19 protein-coding genes and 2 pseudogenes are annotated in these 20036 nt (G+C 38.6%); all 21 read right to left on the reverse strand.

The genetic code is table 11. The annotated features are described in order from the left end of the window. Positions 1-150: 150 nt before the first annotated feature. Positions 151-1842: a lactose-specific PTS transporter subunit EIIC gene (locus tag ACORHT_RS05740; RefSeq protein WP_434349682.1), complete on the reverse strand. Its 1692-nt coding sequence runs from the start codon at positions 1840-1842 to the stop codon at positions 151-153. Then, positions 1842-2159, reverse strand: coding sequence for a PTS lactose/cellobiose transporter subunit IIA (locus ACORHT_RS05745; RefSeq protein ID WP_045763395.1), 318 nt, complete (start codon positions 2157-2159; stop codon positions 1842-1844). Before ACORHT_RS05745 ends, ACORHT_RS05740 begins: the two co-directional genes overlap by 1 nt. A gap of 35 nt (positions 2160-2194) precedes the next feature. Continuing rightward, positions 2195-3031: a PRD domain-containing protein gene (locus ACORHT_RS05750; protein ID WP_434349683.1), complete on the reverse strand. Its 837-nt coding sequence runs from the start codon at positions 3029-3031 to the stop codon at positions 2195-2197. A 233-nt stretch (positions 3032-3264) separates the two neighbouring features. After that, positions 3265-4245 (reverse strand): tagatose-bisphosphate aldolase, encoded by a 981-nt coding sequence (gene lacD, locus ACORHT_RS05755; RefSeq protein WP_434349684.1) that lies wholly within the window; start codon positions 4243-4245, stop codon positions 3265-3267. Between the two features lies 1 nt (position 4246). Then, entirely contained in the window at positions 4247-5176 is a 930-nt protein-coding gene (locus tag ACORHT_RS05760; protein ID WP_434349685.1) for a tagatose-6-phosphate kinase, read from the reverse strand. A gap of 10 nt (positions 5177-5186) precedes the next feature. After that, a complete protein-coding gene (gene lacB, locus ACORHT_RS05765; RefSeq protein WP_001216925.1) occupies positions 5187-5702 on the reverse strand; it encodes a galactose-6-phosphate isomerase subunit LacB in 516 nt (171 codons plus the stop codon). Between the two features lie 253 nt (positions 5703-5955). After that, positions 5956-6381, reverse strand: coding sequence for a galactose-6-phosphate isomerase subunit LacA (gene lacA, locus ACORHT_RS05770; RefSeq protein WP_000029280.1), 426 nt, complete (start codon positions 6379-6381; stop codon positions 5956-5958). 255 nt (positions 6382-6636) lie between these two features. Further along, entirely contained in the window at positions 6637-7545 is a 909-nt protein-coding gene (locus tag ACORHT_RS05775; protein ID WP_434349686.1) for an aldose 1-epimerase family protein, read from the reverse strand. Positions 7546-7633: 88 nt separating this feature from the next. Beyond that, positions 7634-9109, reverse strand: a complete 1476-nt coding sequence (locus tag ACORHT_RS05780; protein WP_434349687.1) for a PTS transporter subunit IIC — start codon at positions 9107-9109, stop codon at positions 7634-7636. A gap of 45 nt (positions 9110-9154) precedes the next feature. Further along, positions 9155-9460 (reverse strand): PTS sugar transporter subunit IIB, encoded by a 306-nt coding sequence (locus ACORHT_RS05785; RefSeq protein ID WP_075230278.1) that lies wholly within the window; start codon positions 9458-9460, stop codon positions 9155-9157. Positions 9461-9498: 38 nt separating this feature from the next. After that, positions 9499-9975: a PTS sugar transporter subunit IIA gene (locus ACORHT_RS05790; RefSeq protein ID WP_434349688.1), complete on the reverse strand. Its 477-nt coding sequence runs from the start codon at positions 9973-9975 to the stop codon at positions 9499-9501. A 199-nt stretch (positions 9976-10174) separates the two neighbouring features. Continuing rightward, positions 10175-10678 (reverse strand): annotated as a pseudogene (locus ACORHT_RS05795) (hypothetical protein); the annotation flags it as partial. 592 nt (positions 10679-11270) lie between these two features. Continuing rightward, a pseudogene (tnpA, locus tag ACORHT_RS05800) lies at positions 11271-11617 on the reverse strand (IS200/IS605 family transposase); the annotation flags it as partial. A 102-nt stretch (positions 11618-11719) separates the two neighbouring features. Further along, positions 11720-13543: a translation elongation factor 4 gene (lepA, locus tag ACORHT_RS05805; protein WP_434349689.1), complete on the reverse strand. Its 1824-nt coding sequence runs from the start codon at positions 13541-13543 to the stop codon at positions 11720-11722. Between the two features lie 78 nt (positions 13544-13621). Continuing rightward, complete coding sequence (locus ACORHT_RS05810) at positions 13622-14350, reverse strand: metallophosphoesterase family protein (protein ID WP_434349690.1); 729 nt, start codon at positions 14348-14350, stop codon at positions 13622-13624. Then, the gene (recN, locus tag ACORHT_RS05815; protein ID WP_434349691.1) at positions 14351-16018 is read right to left on the reverse strand and encodes a DNA repair protein RecN; all 1668 of its coding nucleotides are present in this window, start codon (positions 16016-16018) and stop codon (positions 14351-14353) included. Positions 16019-16024: 6 nt separating this feature from the next. Beyond that, positions 16025-16456, reverse strand: coding sequence for an arginine repressor (locus ACORHT_RS05820; protein ID WP_434349692.1), 432 nt, complete (start codon positions 16454-16456; stop codon positions 16025-16027). Then, positions 16449-17264, reverse strand: coding sequence for a TlyA family RNA methyltransferase (locus ACORHT_RS05825; RefSeq protein ID WP_434349693.1), 816 nt, complete (start codon positions 17262-17264; stop codon positions 16449-16451). The genes ACORHT_RS05820 and ACORHT_RS05825 overlap by 8 nt, the downstream gene beginning before the upstream one ends. Further along, positions 17257-18132, reverse strand: a complete 876-nt coding sequence (locus ACORHT_RS05830; protein WP_434349694.1) for a polyprenyl synthetase family protein — start codon at positions 18130-18132, stop codon at positions 17257-17259. Before ACORHT_RS05830 ends, ACORHT_RS05825 begins: the two co-directional genes overlap by 8 nt. Continuing rightward, entirely contained in the window at positions 18129-18341 is a 213-nt protein-coding gene (locus ACORHT_RS05835) for an exodeoxyribonuclease VII small subunit (protein WP_000043228.1), read from the reverse strand. Before ACORHT_RS05835 ends, ACORHT_RS05830 begins: the two co-directional genes overlap by 4 nt. Beyond that, on the reverse strand, positions 18319-19659 hold the full coding sequence (xseA, locus tag ACORHT_RS05840) for an exodeoxyribonuclease VII large subunit (RefSeq protein WP_434349695.1): 1341 nt from the start codon (positions 19657-19659) through the stop codon (positions 18319-18321). Before xseA ends, ACORHT_RS05835 begins: the two co-directional genes overlap by 23 nt. Positions 19660-20036: the final 377 nt, after the last annotated feature.

Consider the following 20036-nt stretch of genomic DNA (forward strand, 5'->3'; position numbering starts at 1 on the left):
CATCTCCGTCTTACTTCTTGTAGCAAGTCACCGAATTGTGACATGAGGAGGTAAAAACGATATCTTTTTACCGACGAATTAATAAGGCGATTAGGAAATTCGCCATAGCGATTTCCGTAACGATAGGAGACTATTTCAGAGTCTCTATCGTTAATCGAATTGAGCTTGAACAAAGGCTAGAGCACCTTTTCCATCACGAGTCAACTTGATGTATTGAGCTCCTTCAGTCTTAGCCAATTTGATTCCAAGTTTATCTGTTTCAGCCTTCATGTCCTCATAGTTTGAAGCTACTTGAGGAGCAAGGATAACAAGGTCAAATTCTGGCAACATTTCACGGTGAGCACCATAGCCACCAGCGGCTGCCTTAACAGGAACATTGTATTCTGCTGCTGCTTTGTTCAAGGCGTTGGCAAGAAGACCACTTGTTCCTCCACCCGCACAAAGAACGAGTACGTTGGTTTCTTCTGTAATTGTATTTTGTGCTGATTCTACTCCAGCTTTTTCAAGGATAGCATCAGCTTTAGCAGTATTAAAGTTTGCTGCTACTTTTTCTTTTAATTCAGCATTAGCTTTACCTGAACGTTCTTCTTCAAGAATTTGTTCATCATAAACCTTGAGGAATGGATAGTAGATAACAATATCTACTACAATTAATAATGCTGCAAGAGCGAATGATAAGAACTGGAAGTTTGTACCAAGAACAATACCAAGAGGTCCTGGTGTAGTCCATGGAAGGTTGGCAGTAAATGAGTTCATGCCAAGTGTTTCAATAAAGAACTTAAAGATCCATACGTTTGCAATTGGTGCAAAGATGAATGGGATAAAGAAGATTGGGTTCAAAACAAGTGGTGCACCAAACAAGATTGGTTCGTTTACACCGAAGAATGTAGGAACTACTGAAGCACGTCCAATAGCACGATTTCGTTTCGATTTACACAACCACATAAACATGAATGGAACCACAAGAGTTGCTCCTGTACCACCCATAGTGACGATAAACATTTGTGTACCAGATGTAAGGATCTTATCAGCGTGCATACCTTGTTGAAGGAGGTTCAAGTTGACTTCAGCATTTGCATAAGTGATCGCTGCAATCGCAGGTTCAACGATAGATGGGCCGTGAATACCGACAAACCAGAAGAAGGCAAAGGCACCAAAGATAATGGTAATACCAAGATAACCGTCTGCTGCTGAGAAAAGAGGTGCAAAGAACTTACCGATTGATTCTGCAACGCTTGCACCAACAAATTGACGAGCGAACAAGTCAAGAGCATAAAGAGAAACAACTGAAAGCGTAAACGGAATAACGTCTTTAAAGACTTGTGAGATATTCGGTGGAACTTCGTCAGGCATGCGAATAGTAACGTTGTTCTTCACACAAACCTTATAGATAGCTACAGTTACAAAAGCTGCCAGGAACGCTGAAAGCAACCCTTTTGTTCCAAGGAAACCAGTTGCAAAGCCACCCTCGATTGGGTCAGCCGCTAACATCAGTAAACCAACAATAGCCGCCAATAGCGTTGACATATAGTTGATTTGGTTGGTTTTCTCCATACTACGATTGACGGAGTCCGTTAAAGATTTGGCAGTGGTACCAGCTACCAAGACTGCTAGAATCCCCATAGAGTAGCTGTAAGGTTTCATCAAAAGTGCTACTACTTCATCAGACCATTTAAAGCCCCAAGAGTTTGGTACAAAGGCAATCAAGATAAAAATACTTGAGAAGAGAATGACTGGCATTCCAGCGATAAATCCATCCCGAATAGCACGAAGATAGATATTTCGAGATAGTTTTTCAAAGAAAGGCTTCCCTTTCTCGATAAAGGCAATTAACTTATTCATTATTTAGCTCCTCTTTTATAAAGTTCAATTAAATGGTGCATCAAATCTTTTAGCAAGATAGTTGTCATCAGGTGATCTTGGCCATGCATCATGGTCACGCTATAAGCCAAATCGTCACCAGCAGCTTCCTTGGTTAAAAGACTAGTTTGCGCGTGGTGTGCTTCAGCGATACAGCTACCAGCTTCCTCAACTAAGCTATCCGCTTTCGCAAAATCACCTGCTTCAGCAGCCTTCAAGGCTTCCAATAATTTTGAACGAGCATCGCCTGCATAGGCAACGATTTCAAAACCTAACAATGTTACTTCTTCTCTATTCATGCTAGAATTCTCCTTATATATTTTTTAGTAAAGCGTTATGACAATAAACGTTGAATGTGTAGAACAAGATAAACTCGTTCACTCTTGTAGAGGTCAAGACTAGTTTCCTGAGCAATGACCTCATAAATTTTACTACCAATCTCGAATGCTTCTGGATAGGTATTCTTTATATGTTCTTCCATATCGAGCAAGGATTGATTATCATCCCGACTTCGATCAAGGTAATCTAAGAAATAATTTAGATGAATCATAAAGCGGTCGTAGAAATTATTATTTTCAGGTGTTCGCTGGATTTTATAATTCTTCAAAACGCTTTCGACTCTCTTTAAAATTTCCTTTCTCTTATCAATTGACTCAACAACTTCGATTTCATTCTCACCTTCGGCGTTTATGAAATGATAAGCGATGCGAATGATTTCGTCTTCAGGAAAATTTTCTGTCAGTTTTTGACGATAAATTTCAAAAGCTTCTTGTGCAATTTGAAACGCGATAGGATATTTGGCTGAAATGTCAGGCAAGTTACTATCCTTATAGCGTCCCTGGCTAATAGCCTGATAAGAACAATAGATATGGTCTGTCAGAGTGACATATAGATACTCTTGGACAGGATATTGATATTTTTTAGAAAGATTATCAATAATCTCATAAGTGACCGTAATAAAATCAAGCGGTACATCCTTGAGAAGAGCCATAAAATTTTCTCGTGACTCTTCTGTTTTCATCCGGAAAACTTTTTCAACCTGATCCTCAGAAATCAAATCTCCCTTCTTCTTACCGAACGAAATACCCTTACCAATTACGATCAACTCCTCTCCTTTACTATTCCGCACGAGAGAAACATTGTTATTCATTGGATTTAATATCCGATACATGGCAACCTCCTTGCCCTATTATTTAAGTTTTGTGAGCATAAAAAATGACCACAAATGAGTTCAGAAAATATAGCTCTGAGTCATCTGTGATCATGCCTAATATTACTTAGTAACACTCACTTTGTATTAACTTGTGACTTAAGTATAGCACAAGATTTTTATTTTGTAAACCTTTACATACAACTTTTTTTAAAAGTTTTTTAGCTAGGTTTTAGGACATAAAGGGAGAAAATTTAGACACGTTCGGTCCATGAAGTTACTGTTGTTTTAAGAACCTTGTTGAGTTCGTCAATGTTCTCAAATCCAGTTGTACGCAACCATTCGCGAGCTGCTGCTTCTCCATCTTTGATGTAAGCTTCAACAGATCCAGCCCATGTTGCACGTCCACAAAGAACACCATTGAAGTTTGCACCTGATTCGTGGGCAAAGACAAGAGTTTCTTGGAAGAGTTTAGCTGATACACCTGCACTCAAGTAGATGTAAGGAAGGTTAGTAGCTTCGTCTTGAGCTTTGAAGAAAGCAGCTGCTTCTTCGCGTGTATGAACGATTTCACCATCGCCAAAGCCTTCAACGTATTTCACGTTAACTGGAACTTCCACTTTCAAGACATCGATGTTGAAGCGTGGATCTGAGAAGACCTTCATGGCACCGATAACCTTGTGTGGTTTTACTTTAGCGTATTCTGCAGAACCAGCGTCCGCAATCTTTTCATCGTAAGCAAGAATTTCAAGAAAGAATGGAATATCTTCAGCCACACACTCAGAACCGATACGTTCAATGTAGGCTTGTTTTTGTTGGTTAAGTTCGTCAGAGCTATCTACGTCATAGTAAAGCAAGAACTTAACAGCATCTGCACCTTGTTCCTTGATACGTTTTGCAGACCAAACATCCAAGCAGTCTGGCAAACGTTTTGTACTTGTTGTATCGTATCCTGTTTTTTCATAAGCAAGGAGAAGACCTGCATTTGGATCAAGAGCTTTTGTAGCTGGAAGTCCATACTCAGGGTCAAGAAGCATAGATGAAGCGTATTTAGTCAATTCATCCGCTACCAAGACTTTAAGTTCTTCCATTTGAGCAACTGTTGGCTCTTCTGTTTGGTATTGAGCCATAAGGCGTTTCAAAGCACCACGTTGATCAAAAGCAAGAGCTGAGATGATACCATTCTCATCAGAGAGTTTTTGCATACAAGCGCGTTTATTTTCTGTTAAAACCATTTTATACCTCTTTTACAATTAATTGGTCATATAGACCTTGATAGTTAGCCATATTGACATGACCGGTCATTTTTTCTTGAGCATTAAGCATACCAAGGACATTTGCCTTGATCAACAGTTCTTGATCCGTTTCTTTATGGAAAAGACCTGAAGCAATACCTGCCACTGTAGAATCGCCAGAACCGACTGGATTTACTACTTGAATTCTTGGAATATCTACTTTGTAGAAAGTGGTACCGTGTTTAGCGAATGCTCCGTTAGCACCTAAGGAAACGATAATCCACTCGATTCCATCAAATAGTGGTTCTTGAAGAACAGCTTTTAGCTCATCCAAATCTTTAGAAATTTCTCTTCCCAAAAGTTGAGATAATTCTTCATTATTTGGCTTGATGACTGTTGGTTTATGTGGAGACTCAAGAACTGCCTGAAGTGCAGCGCCTGAACAGTCCAAAACAACAGGCTTGCCAGCTTGATTAGCAAGTTCTACCAAGCTCGCATAGTAATCAACTGGAAGACCAGCTGGCAGACTACCTGAGATAGCTACTACCTCTACAGTCTCTAAAAGTTCTTTGAAATGAGCCAAGAAATCTTGACCTTCTTTTTCTTGAACTTCAGGACCTTTTTCTAGGATTTCTGTTTGGTTTTCTCCATGTAGAATTGCGATACAGTTACGGGTTTCACCTTGAATAGAGAAGAAACGTTTGCTTACTTTATCATCAATATTTTCTACTAAAAAATCACCAAGTTTACCACCGACAAGTCCTGTTGCGACTACGGAGTCTCCAAATTCTGATAGGACCCGAGTAACGTTAAGACCTTTACCACCAGCCGTTTTCGTAACATCTACAACACGGTTGACAGTGTCAATTTTCAATTCATCCAAAGGATAGGAAATATCAATGGATGGGTTCATTGTGACTGTTAAAATCATAAGTCACCTCTTAGTCGTGGTATTCACCGCGATCCCATTTTTCAAGGAATTCTGTAAAGAAGTTGGCATCCGTTTGATGGTCGTTATGAGTTTCAACGTGTTGGATTTTAGCGATCAATTTTTTGTTTTCTTCAGATGGTTTGTATTCAGCATTGATGAAAGCTTCAATGATATCACACATGAGCAACTCACCAGTGATTTTACCACCAAATCCGATAACATTGGCATTTAATTGTTCTTTTGCATAAAGAGCTGTTGTCATATCACGAACCAAAGCAGAACGAACACCTGGAACCTTGTTAACAGCGTTATTGATACCTACACCAGTACCACAGATACATACACCAAGATCAGCTTGGCCACTAACTACTGCTTCACCAACTTTTTTACCAAAGATTGGGTAATGTGTACGAGCGTGGTCATAAGTACCAAAGTCGATGACTTCATGTCCTTTTGATTTCAAAAATTCTGAAACCGCCATTTTTTCATTTGTTACGATGTGGTCACATCCAATTGCAATTCTCATTAGTTATTCCCTCCGATTAATTATATAAATCTAATATCATTTATCCTTACTCCATAAAAATCAAGATTAGCTTATACTCAATCAAAATCAAAGAGCAAACTAGGAAGTGAGCCGCAGGCTGTACATGAGTACGGCAAGACGAAGCTGACGTGGTTTGAAGAGATTTTCAAAGAGTATTAGGAAGCGAGCTACGAGCATAACTGAAGTTAGCTAAAGTGATCTAACGACAGATTATCTTGATTTTTGAAGAGTATTAGCACATTTTGTTCAACATGTCGACCCTGATTTGGTGACGACCGCCATCATACTTACCATTTACAAAGCCTTTAGCGATGTTCTTAGCCAATTCATCACCAACAAGTTGAGCACCCATAGTAATCATACGTGAGTTGTTATGACCGCGAGTCATATAAGCTGAACGTTCATCAGATACTTCTGCAGCAACCATTCCTTTGATTTTAGTTGCAACCATAAATGGACCTGCACCATAAGCATCAATGACAATACCAAGATTTTGTTCTTCCTTTTTAACTTCTTCAGCAACTGCAAGAGTTACATCAACGAAGTCTTGACCTTCAGCTGTAACATCCACAACGTGGAAGTTTTCTTTTTCCAAGAAATCTTTAACGACTTCTTTCAATCTCAAACCTGCAGCATCTGCACCAATAACAATAGACATATTGTATACTCCTTTTTTATAATAGACCAGTAAAAATTTTTGGTTCTGGAAAGAAAATGACCATCACCAAATAGTTACTAGTAGTTTTGTTGACTATTTTAGATTAAGAATGAATCATCTATTCACTCTTAGTAACTTCTCCTTGGAGAAATTGGAAGAACAACTTGTTAAAACAAACACAAATTGTTCTTTCTAAACATAATATACTACTATTGTTTAAAAAAGTCAACACTTTATGTTTGTTTTTGTTTATTTTTATAAAATTTCGATATCAAACCCAATTTGATCACTTTGACCTGGATTTAAGATTCGAACATTTTTCTTATCTTCTAGATGATCGCCCTCTTCGAGTGAAGTTGACAAACCTGACCAAGGTTCCAAGGCAAGGAAAGGACCTTTATTCAGAGTTGACCAAACGATGAGGTTTGGAAACTCTTTAAAGTCTAGTTTCAATCCCTTTTCATGCTTGCGTGACATTAAAGAAACAGAGCGAGAGGCTAATTCATCTAATGTCACAGCATCATAGCTAAAGAAATCATACTTTAGATCTAATTCTTTTTGTTCTTTTAAGAAGGCACTTCTATCTTGAAAATCTAACATTCCAGTTTCTGGGAATGGTTTCGGAACTGTACATGTTTCAGCTTTTTCAAATTGAAGATAATAATCTTCATAGGTTTCATCATCAAATAAAGGACAGTTAAAGCCTGGATGTCCACCAATAAAGTAAGGCATCTTTTTATCTGTTTCCTTATTAGTAACTTGATACTGTGTACGAATAGTCTTTCCAGTAACTGTATAAGTTATTTCTAAGCGAAAATGATATGGATAATTCTCATACATTTCTTGATCATCTTCAATAGCAAAAGTAACCGAGTTATCCGTTTGATCCACTAATTCAAAATCTTTTTTCCGTACAAGACCATGACGTGGGATTTTACCTTTTACTTGACAACCATCTTCTTGATCATACAAGACAGTATCATTTCTAACAGATCCACAAATTGGAAATAGAACAGGTGCTTGGCCGCTCCAGTAAGTTGGATCTCCTTGCCACAAATACTCAATTTCATCTTTGTCTTTTATTGAAGAAAGTGCACCACCAAAAGTTTGAAACTGTACACTTAACTGTTCTGATTGTAATTCAATCACTAGGGTTACCTCCATTAATTTTTTCCCTAAAAAAACTAGATTGCCGACTCCATACTTGGAAACTGACAACCTAGTTTTTACAATTTACATTTTTAGGAGCGAATTATTTTGCATTTGCTGCATATTCTTCATTACGTTTGATCATTTGTTTTCTGTACCAAGCAAAGATACCGATATAGAAAGCAAGGAATACTACAGCACCAAGGATTGCTTTGATATCACCTGTTGTAGTGTTACCAATTGTCCAACCAAGAAGTTTTTCGATTGGTCCTTCAAGTGTTGAGTGAGTAATGAGCTGAGTTTGGCTTACACCTTCTGGGAAGGCACCTACACCTTTAGCAAGTTCTGTTGCAAATGGTGCAATAAGTGTTCCTGAAAGAAGGAAGAGTGGCAACAAGAGTGTTCCGAAGATAATCATACGAAGCAATTTACCACGAGTAACTACCAAGAGAGCTGGAGTTACACCCATTGCGATGATACCAGCAAGTGGCAAGATACCATTTCCGACATTTGAAAGAAGCACTGCTTCAACCAACATGATTGGTGCAAGTACGTTGGCACAAGCCCAAATTTCAGCACGACCAGCTACGAATGGCCAGTCAAGACCGATGTTAAATTTACGTCCTTGAAGACGTTTAGTAGCAACGTTAGTAATACCTTGTGAAAGTGGTTCTACTGCGGCGATGAACCATGAACCGATAAGTGAGAAGAGCTCCAAGCAGACACCGGCAGTCAAACCAAGTGACAACCAACCTTTAATAACAAGTTCCCATTTTTCAGCACCTTCAACACCAGCAACTGGATGAGGAGTTCCCATCAAACCGATAACGATACCAAGGATGAAACCGATGAAGAATTTAGATCCCCAGAAACCGATTCTCTTGTTCAATTTAGCAGCGTCAAAGTCGTATTTATCAAGACCTGGGAAGAATTTATCAAAAATCTTATCCAAAACCATGATAACTGGGTTCATCATGTAGTTCATGTGAGTTGAAGTCATTGGTGATGAACTTGGTGCGTTAAGAAGGTCATCAAATGTTGGTTTCATCAAGTCAGAGTTGATGATTTTAAGAACCCCAACAAGGACAACTGCTGCAGTCGCGATGAAGAGTGAAACTCCTTGGCTAACTCCATTGTTGTCAGCGTACCATTTAATCAAAAGACCTGTGATAGACAAGTGCCAGATATCAAAGATATCGACGTCAAGTGTATCAGTTTTCTTCATTGCAAGCATTACAATGTTGACGATCAACATCACAAGCAAGAAGTAAAGTGTCCAAGCTGAACCCCAAGTGATTGTAGCAAGTGGTGCCCAACCAACGTCAGTGATATTCAATTGAATACCAGTGTTTTCAACGAATTTTGCAAGTGATGCCGAGAAAGCACCGTTAAGCATACCGATGATGGCACCGATACCAGTAAGGGCGATAGCAAGTTTAATACCACCTTCAAGTGCTTTGGAGAATTTCACTCCGAAAAGTAAGGCCAATGCTGTCAAAATAATCAGCATGATGATTGGGCCACCCATATCCAAGATTGGCTTGAATAGTTTATTGGCCAGGTCAATAATGATATCCATAATGTTCCTCCCTTTATTTTTTATGGAATATTAACAAAGTAATAATTAGCTTAGTCCGTGTTCTTTGATTGCTGCTTCAATGTTGTCATAGACCGGAGCGCTCATAGCTGGAATACGGAACAAGATTGGTCCAGCTTCAACAACTGGAATACCAGGATCGAAGCCTAGATCTGTAGCAGCGATAGGTGTGAAAATGTCATAACCTTTAATCAAGTCTTCGTTGACGTCTTTTACCATAACTGCATCACAGTGAACATCATATCCACGGCTAGAAAGCTCTTCTTCTAGAGCACTTTTAATTTGGTGGCTTGAGTTAACACCTGCACCACACGCAGCAAGAATTTTAATCATTTGGATTTCCTCCGTTTTATTATTTTTTAATTTACTAATTAAGCTGTTGCTTCTGAGATATATTGGAATAAAGCTTCTGGTTCTGTAATCTTAGCTAAATCTGCTAAATGTCCATTACCAGTAAAGAAGTCCATCAACTGAGCAAGGATATTTGTTTGGCTTGAACTTGAGTTGTTGATGATAAAGAAGAGTAGTGAAACTTCTACTTCCTTGTCAGGAGCAATCATATTGTGAAATGTAACTGGCTTCTCTAAACGTACTACAACTACATTTTCAGTAAGGTTATGAATGGTATCAGTGTGAGGAATCGCTACGTTTGGCAAGTCCTTCCCTAAAAATTCCATATCTAAACCTGTTGGAAATGACTTTTCACGTTCAATCAAAGCTGTTCGATAAGTATCCGTAACAATTTTACGTTCTTCTAATAAAGTTGCAACCTGATCAAAGAGTTGTTCTTGATTATCCGCTTCTAAGCAAAACACTAAGTCTTTGTCAAAGAAATGACCTAATCCCATAACATTCTCCCTTCTTTCTTTAACTTTTATGGTCTAAGTATAACACTATATGAAACCGTTGTCAATGTTTTTTTGTTGTATTTTGTTTGATTTTTTATTTTTTTGTTTGATAAAATACCGACAATCACTTTCAAACAGAAATGCAGATAGTTACTTTTATTCCTCTATATCACCTCTTATTCATGAAAATAGCAGGCTTTTAAAACCTGAACCTGCTCCTATTATTTATTTTTTTTGTTGTCCAACTTTCTTCAACCATTTGAAGCATTGTTTTTAATGTTTTCACTTCTCCTTCAAGGGATACATATCGAAACTTACCGTTGTCTGATTTAAAGATACTTGTAATCAAATATTTTCCATTTCTTGCAATATAATTAACAACATAAGCTTCATATCCTCCAATAGTAGACTTAGCTCCCCATACTTTTGTAAAGTCTGGATTATTTAGTTTTGAGTCATAGATACTATTCGAAATTTGAACTGTTACTAGTGCAGCATATTCGCTCTCTGAAATTCCGAATTTATCTGATTTGAAGGTATTGAGAGTTACAATATTGGTATCAGTTCCATCGCAGTACTGGAAATTTTCTCCACCTTCAATTTATTTGAACTGTATCCATGATTTTGGTATTTTTACATAACCATAATTATCGGAACCAACTATTTTAGTTTCCTCCGTTTGGCTAGATAAGATAGACGATGATTAAGTGCCACTGGGCCAGACGTGATTCGCAACCACCCAAATAAAGCCTCAGCACTTGCACTGCTGGGGCTTTTCCATTTCTCATGGCTTAGAAAACTATCACTTTTTCGCAGAATCCATATAACACATTTACGGAGCAGGTGCAAGAAAATGCGTTTTTTGAGAGGTTCTGACTAAAAATACGTCTAATTATTTTTTATTGTTTTTTATTGTAGAGCAGACCCAACCGAATGAACATAGGTTGTAAAAAGCAAATGAAAAAACTGTGAGTATAATAGCTCCTGTGTCTAAATAACCCATTTCGAGACCTCTTTTCAACAACAACAAGCCTGTAGTTTCGACAACGATCAAAAATAAAAATACATAAAAAATTTTCGCCTTAAGCATATTGTTACCGCCTTCTCTTCATATAATTTTATTGTAGAATAAAAATTGAAAAAAATCAAAAAAACATAATCCCCATCTAACGGCTGGTTTGCACCAGAACGCTATAAGCCCAAATTACCAGCCAGCGCCTAAAGACGCTGGCTTTCACTTTGTTCAAGCCTTATTGCATTTGACTCGTCACAAGCCTCTCAAAGAGGCATATGTACTACTTGCCACTATCCCTAAAGGGATCTTCATATTCTTTTACACTTAATTTATCTAGTGCTATATCATCTTTACTCGTTCTCAAATTTTCATACTCGTTTAGAATTTATCCACTGGATAATTTATTTGCTCTTGAATATATTTCCTAATTGTGGCTTCATTGAGTACATAATAACCTTCCGCCCAGAAATGCCGATTCCCAAACTTGTATTTGAAGTTGGTGTGTATATCAAACATCATGAATTCACTTTTAACTTTTAAATAACCCATGAAACTAGAAGCACTTATCCTTGGTTGAATACTTACTAACATATGTACATGATCTTGCATCAAGTGTCCTTCGATAATAAGAAAAGTGTCAAAATATAACTGTATCTTGACACTTAAAAAATCATTATTTTATATTTAGCTCATTTTTTTCTTGAAATCTCTACTATTCTTGAGCAAAAACTATTCTTCATCCATACTCAAGACGCTAAGAAAGGCTTCTTGTGGTACTTCAACTGAGCCGATAGCTTTCATTCGTTTCTTACCAGCTTTTTGTTTTTCTAGGAGTTTACGTTTACGAGAAACGTCACCACCGTAACACTTGGCAAGTACGTTCTTACGAAGGGCCTTGATATCTGTACGAGCCACAATCTTATGTCCAATAGCTGCTTGAATTGGAACTTCAAATTGCTGACGAGGAATGATTTTCTTGAGCTTGTCAACGATGAGTTTTCCACGTTCATAAGCAAAGTCCTTGTGCACGATAAAGCTAAGAGCATCCACCTTATCACCATTGAGCAAAATATCCATCTTAACCAGCTTAGATGGACGATACTCTGACAATTCATAGTCAAAGCTTGCATAGCCACGAGTAGATGATTTCAGTTTGTCAAAGAAATCAAAGACAATTTCAGCTAGTGGGATTTGATAGATAACATTGACACGATTTTCATCAATATAATCCATAGTCACGAAGTCTCCACGCTTGCGCTGAGCTAGTTCCATAACTGCTCCTACAAATTCCTGTGGTACCATGATTTGTGCTTTAACATAAGGTTCTTCAATAGTTGCAATTTTAGTAGGATCAGGAAACTCGGATGGATTCGATACATCCATAGACTCACCATCAGTCTGATTGACCTTGTAGATAACAGATGGAGCAGTCATGATCAAGTCAATGTTGAACTCACGTTCCAAACGTTCCTGAATAACATCCATATGAAGGAGACCCAAGAATCCACAACGGAAACCAAAACCAAGAGCTTGCGATGTTTCGGGTTCAAACTGAAGACTAGCATCGTTCAACTGCAATTTTTCAAGGGCTTCACGAAGGTCATTGTATTTATTTGACTCGATTGGATAAAGACCTGCGAAAACCATCGGATTCATCTGCTTGTATCCAGATAGGGGTTCTGAAGCAGGGTTTACCGCCAAGGTAACTGTATCACCGACACGAGTGTCTTGAACAGTCTTGATAGATGCTGCAATATAACCAACATCACCTGTCGCAAGGAAATCACGTCCAACTGCTTTGGGTGTGAAAATTCCGACCTCAGTCACATCAAAAGTTTTGCCATTACTCATGAGCTGAATCTTATCACCAGGTTTGACTACCCCATCCATGACACGAACTTGGAGGATAACCCCACGATAAGCATCGTAAACTGAGTCGAAAATCAAGGCCTTAAGCGGTGCTGTTACATCACCAGTTGGGGCTGGCACTTTTTCTACGATTTGCTCGAGGATTTCTTCAATACCGATACCAGCCTTGGCAGAAGCCAATACTGCTTCGTTGGCATCCAAACCAATCACATCTTCAATCTCTGTACGCACGCGCTCAGGGTCTGCTGCTGGCAGGTCAATCTTGTTAATAACTGGCATGATTTCCAAATCATTATCCAAAGCAAGGTAGACGTTTGCCAGGGTTTGAGCTTCAATCCCTTGGGCAGCATCAACGACCAAAATTGCGCCCTCACAGGCAGCTAGAGAACGTGATACCTCATAAGTGAAGTCCACGTGTCCTGGTGTGTCAATCAGGTGGAAAATATAGGTCTCGCCGTCTTTGGCAGTATAATTAAGCTCAATGGCATTGAGTTTGATAGTAATCCCACGCTCTCTCTCTAGGTCCATACTATCAAGAAGCTGAGCTTGCATTTCACGACTAGAAACAGCCTCTGTAGCCTCCAAAATACGGTCCGCCAATGTTGACTTCCCATGGTCAATATGGGCAATAATAGAGAAGTTACGAATCTTCTCCTGTCGTTTTTTCAATTCTTCTAAATTCATCATTCTCTTCCTTTCAGGGTATCTATTAATTATAAATTGTTTTTAACATTTTGACAAGACCATACCCTGTTAGGAGTACTAATCTTCAGCAATGAAACCGTCATTTTCTATATAATGACGCTCAGTCATGCCTTGATCTGTAAAGATAATACCATGAAGAACACCGCCATAGACAGCTCCCCCATCCATACCAACTTTACCATCTTCTGTTATCCAGAGTTCAGATGTGCCAGGTTTTTGATCCAACAAACCATAAACAGGAGTATGCCCAAAGACAATTGTTTTCCCAGTATGATTTTCTGCCTCATGGAAGGGTTTTCTGAGCCAGACTTTCTTATAATCTGTAGTTTCGTGCCAATCTTCCAAGGTCAAATCAATACCTGCATGAACAAATATATAATGTTCTGTTTCAATTACAAAGGGCATTTGACGAATAAAAGCAACTAGGTCTGCTGCTTCGGTCTCAACTCGTTTGGCGTCTGCAATAGCATCAACTGGAGCATCCAAAGGCCGGCCTAAAATAGAGTTGATGGTCGTATCACCACCATTTCGACGGTAGTGATCGTAACTCTCTTCTGGATTGTCTAACCAGGTTAAAAACATATACTCATGATTCCCAGACAAACAAATTGCCCCTTGATTTTCAACCAAGTCCTTAACTATCTCTAGAACACGGCGACTATCTTCACCTCGGTCAATCAAATCTCCAAGAAAAATAAGTTGAGTCTTCCCATCCCATGTCTTTAATAGATCCTCAAGCATTCCAGCTTTTCCGTGAACATCTCCAATTACATAATAGTCTGTCATCTATTTCTCCTTACCTTTTAACAGTTCTCTTGCTTGTGTCAGAGCTGCTTCGGTCACATCTTCTCCTGCCAACATTTTAGCAACTTCTTCTACACGTTCTTCTAAACTCAACAAACGAACCGTTGAAACTGTAGAATTCTCATCACTCACCTTCTCGATAAAGAACTGATTGTCCGCGATAGCAATCACTTGCGGGAGGTGTGAAATAGCTAAGACTTGACCATGTTGCCCAATTTTATGAATTTTTTGTGCGATTGCTTGAGCCACACGACCTGAAACTCCAGTATCTACTTCATCAAATACAATGCTGGTCTTGCCTTCCTTGCGGGAAAAAGCAGACTTAATAGCCAACATGAGACGAGACAACTCACCACCAGATGCTACTTTTACCAAGGGTTTAAAGTCCTCACCAGGATTGGTTGATATATAAAATTCAACACTTTCATTTCCTTCTCGGCTGAATTTTCCATTGGTGAATCGTACTTGAAATTGGGCTTTTTCCATGTATAAGTCTTGCAATTCTTGCTTAATTTCAGCTTCTAAGTCCTGTGCCAAATGATGTCGAGCTTGAGCAACTTGACCCGCTAGGTCCACAAGATTCTTTTCAAGTTTCTTGAGTTCGACTTCCATATCCTCAGACGAGAGATTGTTCCCCGTTAAAAGATTATACTCATCTGTAATTTTTTCAAAATAGAGTAAGACATCGTCCACACTACCACCGTATTTACGTGTAATGGTATGAATTAAATCCAAACGACTCTCAACCTGCATGAGGCGATTCCCATCGAAATCCAAATCATCGATGATGGATTCCAAGCGTTTGGTGATATCTTCTAGGACATAATAGGATTCAGAAAGGGAGCTTGAAATCTCACGATACTCTGGATCATACTCTTCAAGGCTTTCCATATCATTCATAGCTGAACGGACATTTGCTAGGCTTGAAAACTCCTCATTATCGAGCATACTATAAGCATTTGTCAAGGTATCCGTAATATTTTTATGGTTAAGAAGTTTGTCCCGTTCTTGATTGAGGATAACATCTTCACCTGCTTTCAAATTAGCTGCTTCAATTTCAGCCATTTGAAATTCCAACATCTCAATACGCGCCTTGTGCTCTAGCTGGTTCTTCTTGATATCAAGAACTTGTTTGCGCATTTGACGATAATCATCAAAGCTAGTCTGATAGGCTTCTTTTAATTCGAAGAAATCAGCATCACCAAACTCATCCAGCATCTGAATATGCCGGTGTGGTCTCATTAGTTCTTCCTGATCATGCTGACCATGAATATCAACCAACTGTTGACCAATAGCCTTTAAAACGGAAAGATTAACCATTTGCCCGTTAACACGACTGATGCTTCGACCATTCTGCAAAATCTCGCGACGAATAATGATTTCATCACTCAATTCCAAACCTTGTTCGTCAAAAATTTCTTGTAAAATCCGACTATTTTCAAGTGAGAAAAGACCTTCAATTTCTGCTTTAGGTGCACCGTGACGTATCACATCGGTCGTAGCTCTCGCTCCCAACATCATATTCATAGCATCGATGATGATTGACTTTCCAGCCCCTGTTTCACCAGTCAAAACAGTCATCCCTTCTTCAAAATTCAGAGAGATTGATTGGATGATGGCAAAATTTTTAATCGAAATTTCCAGTAACATATAAACCTACCAATTTTTAACTTGTTCAAAAATTTCTTTGGCTGTTTCTTCACTTCTAAATACCATCAAGATGGAATTATCATCAGCAATACAGCTGAAAATTTGATCAGAAAAAGCATCTGTCAACTGACTCTTGACGAAAACAGTATTTCCTGGGATAATCTGCAAATTAATCATATTTCCCATGCATTCACAATCGATAATGTTATTTTCTGCCAATTGCAAACTTCTAACGATTGATTTTGGTAATTCATAAATATAAGTATTGTCTTTCAATGGAATTTTTACAATTCCAAGTTCCTTAATATCTCGTGATACTGTTGCTTGTGTTGCAGAAATACCGGCCTCTTTCAAATGCTCAACGATTTCTTCCTGGGTACCGATTTGATAATCTGTTACAAATCTTCTAATTTTTTCAAGTCTCTCTTTTTTATTCATCTTTAAACTCTCTATGTGCTCTCTCTACAACTTTTTCTATTTCAGTAACAACCTGATTACTTGCCTGGTCTTCCTTCCGTAAATAGGCTAAGAATTCAATATTTCCATGTCCTCCTTGTATCGGAGAATAATCCAATCCTAGGACCGAAAAACCTTCTCTAACTGCCATTTCGGTAACTGTTTCCAGTACATGTTGATGCACCTTGGCATCTCTGATAATCCCATTCTTACCAATCTGCTCACGTCCAGCCTCAAACTGAGGCTTAACTAGAGCAACAACCTGCCCTTGATCAGCTAAAACTCGGTGCAAGGCTGGTAAAATGAGGCCTAAGGAAATAAAACTGACATCGATACTTGCAAAACTTGGTTCCTGTTCAAAGTCGGCCTTTTCAGCATAGCGAAAATTAAACTGCTCCATACTGACAACACGAGGGTCTTGGCGTAATTTCCAAGCAAGCTGGTTAGTCCCGACATCAACTGCAAAAACTAGTTTAGCACCATTTTGCAACATGACATCCGTAAAACCTCCAGTTGAAGCTCCGATATCAATGGTCGTTTGTCCTTCAACTGATAGATCAAAAATATCTAGCGCCTTCTCAAGTTTCAAACCACCACGACTGACATACTTAAGTTTCTCGCCCTTGAGTTTCAACTCTGTATCGTCAGGAATTTTTTCTCCTGGTTTATCAAATCGTTCGCCATTTATAACAGCAACTACCAAACCTGCCATAACACCTCGTTTGGCTTGTTCTCTCGTTTCAAATAAACCTTGTTTGTAAGCTAATACATCTACTCTTTCCTTAGCCATTGATTCTCAAACTTTCTACTATTTTCACAATTGGTTCCTTATCAAAGCTCACAACTCGGCTAATCTCTTCTAGTTTCGCATTAGCTTGATCCAAGGTTTGATTGCAAAACGCTATCGCCTGATCTAATCCCAATAAAGCAGGATAGGTTGACTTTTCGGCTTGCAAATCTTTCTGGGGTGTCTTGCCGATTTCCTCAAAACTTGCTGTAACATCAAGCACATCATCTCTTACTTGGAAAGCCAGGCCAATCAACTCGCCAACTGTTTTAAGCTGCTTCTGAAGATTTTCATCCAATCCAGCAATGATACCAGCTGCTTGGAAAGGAAAAGCTAAAAGTTTACCAGTCTTATTAGCATGGATAGTCTGAAGTTCCTCTAAATTCAAGTGTTTTCCTTCGCCTTCCATATCCAAAACTTGACCAGCCACCATTCCCATACTTCCAGAAGCAAGTGATAAATTAGCTATTAAATCAACCTTAGTTTGACTCGGCAAATCAGCTTGAACAATTAAAGCATAGGGATCCAAAAAAAGCGCATCCCCCGCTAAAATAGCTAGAGCTTCACCATACATCTTATGGTTGGTCAAACGCCCCCGACGAAAATCATCATTATCCATAGCAGGAAGATCATCATGGATCAAACTTCCTGTATGAATCATTTCTAGTGCCGCTGCAACTTGAGCATGTTCCTGAGTGATAGGCACTTGTAAGGAGTCCAAAACTTCTAAAAGTAAGTATGGACGAATCCGTTTACCACCAGCATGGACGGAATAGAGAATAGACTCTCTTAAACTGGATGCAAATTGTTGGTCCCCATAAAAGTCTTCAAGAGCTGACTCGACCAAAGCTAGTTTTTCCTGCTTGTTCATACCAGTTCACTTTCTGTTCCATCTTCTTGCATAACCTTGACCAAGGTCTTTTCAGCCTTATCAAGTGTTGCCTGCAATTCTTTGGATAAGAGCATTCCTTTTTGAAATGCAGAAATAGCATCTTCCAAAGCAATTTCACCATTTTCTAAGCTTTGAACAATAGTCTCAAGCTCTGCTAGATTTTCCTCAAATTTCTTTTGTTTTGACATCTCTTACCTCTAATTCTACTTGACCGTCCCGCATCAACAGTGATACTTGGTCATTTTCTTTCAAATCTTTCGCAGAAGCCACTACAACTTCTCCTTTTTTGACAATTGCATAACCTCTAGCTACAATTCGACTAGTATCTAGCATGAGGAGAGCTTCTGATAGGCGTTTTACTTCAGCTACTTTTGCATCATAGGTCACAGCCATCTGGCTACGCATTAGTTTTTGCAGTTGGAAAATACGATCCTGATAACGCTGGATTTTGATGATTGGTGATAATTGTTCTAAACGGTGGATTTGTTCTTGAACCTTTTGTTGATTTCGAACCAATTCAGCATTTAGTCCTTGCTTCAGTCGTAGCTGTAACTGATCCAAGCGTTGTAGATAACCGTCATATAAACGCTCTGGTTGTCTAAAAATGACAGATTGACTGAGGTTTCTCAAAGCTTCTTTTTTCTTTGATAAAGTATGTTTAACAGCTGTAGTCATCCGCTTCTCTTGATTTTTAAGGTAGGTCAGAAGATCTAACTTAGTCACAGGTGTAGCTAACTCTGCTGCAGCCGTCGGTGTTGCTGCTCTCTTGTCGGCAACAAAATCAGCCAAGGTTACATCTGTTTCGTGGCCCACACTTGAAATGATGGGCAGCCGTGATTCAAAGATAGAACGCACTACAATTTCTTCGTTAAAAGCCCATAGATCTTCGATAGAACCACCACCTCGGCCAATGATGAGAACATCTATATCTTCACGTTCATTTGCTCTTGCAATATTACGGGCAATCTCCTCTGCTGCCCCTTCGCCTTGAACCTTGGTAGGATATAAAACAATCTCTACCCCTGGAAAACGTCTGCTAACAGTAGTAATGATATCCTGGATAACAGCACCACTTCGACTGGTCACCACACCGATTTTTTTTGAAAATTGTGGTAAAGATTGTTTAAAGTGTTCTTGAAAAAGACCTTCTTCTGCCAGTTTCTTCTTAAGCTGTTCAAATTGGATAGCTAGGGCACCAACACCATCTGGTTCAGCTTTTTCAATAATAATCGAATAGCTTCCACTTGGCTCATAGACTTGAACACGACCAATAACATTGATCTTCATACCTTCTTCTAAGTCAAAACCTAGTTTTTGATATATCCCCGACCAAATGGTCGCCTGAATAACTGCTCGGTCATCCTTAAGAGAAAAATACTGATGCGTTGGGCGCTTGCGGAAGTTAGAGACTTGACCAGTTAAATAGACCCGTTCCAAGTAGGGGTCTTTATCGAATTTCATTTTTAAATACTTGGTCAAAGTTGTGACCGATAAATACTTTTCCATCTCTACCTCCTTCTTTTCTCTAGTTTTTCCTGGGTATTATTATACCAAAAATATGCTTAAAAATCTTTATTCATTTGGATTCTTTTCAATAATTATAAATAAAGAAACTGAACTATAATAGGCACAATTAGTTGCCATTTTAGATCGCCATCTTAAAGCCACACATTATCTATTATAACAATTATACAACAAAGAACAATTCTAGTACAAAAGTAGGCTCATTACACAAAAAGCGAACAAAACAGATTTCCTAAAAATCAGAATTCTGTCTTGTTCACTTTTATACTTATTAAGTCTAAGACTTCAAATAAAGAATATCTATACCTAAAACATTATTGTTTCTAGTACTTATCTTTAACTTTCTGAGAATTATCTCT

Origin of the sequence: Streptococcus sp. KHUD_014 (assembly GCF_051106275.1) — a bacterium.
Taxonomy (GTDB): domain Bacteria; phylum Bacillota; class Bacilli; order Lactobacillales; family Streptococcaceae; genus Streptococcus.